Annotated in this window: 1 protein-coding gene; it reads left to right on the top strand. The window is 45.4% G+C overall.

The features are described 5' to 3' along the window. A partial coding sequence (locus AWU77_RS20610) for a hypothetical protein (protein ID WP_238582276.1) occupies positions 1-215 on the top strand: 215 nt, incomplete at its 5' end. Between the last annotated feature and the right edge of the window lie 239 nt (positions 216-454).

Here is a 454-nt window from a genome sequence, read left to right as displayed (position 1 = left end):
TGAACTGTCCGAAGTTGGCGGAGGGGATCAGGGTTGAGTCGTCAATAAAAACACTTGCAAAACTTATTCAGCAAGGAGCCGAGGTTCATCCCTCATTAATGGCTCCGGAAAGTGTCAAGAACCTATTTCCAGATTATAAAAAAATCGATTCAATCACTTCTCAAATTAAGCGATTAGAGAAGCTTCCAAGTGAAAATAATAATGGGGATGACTAACAAGTCCTACACATTATTTCCGGTATTTGATACAGGGTTATAGTTCGCAGGTACAATTAGCTCGTAGGTTTGGCAGCCATTCCCAAAAATCTATTCAAGAACCGGAAATGTTGGGTATTACTGCCCAACCTACAACACGCAAAGGTCCGCTCTTGGCGTGCGCCGTGATAAGGCGGCGCTTTCCCCGTGGGTGAAAATCCCACTCGGCTATCGCTCCAGCCGAAAGCAACCGGAGCAAT

It is taken from the genome of Cellvibrio sp. OA-2007 (assembly GCF_000953825.1).
Lineage (GTDB): Bacteria > Pseudomonadota > Gammaproteobacteria > Pseudomonadales > Cellvibrionaceae > Cellvibrio.
Note: the sequence above shows the minus strand (reverse complement) of the source record. Positions and strands in the feature narration are given on the sequence as shown.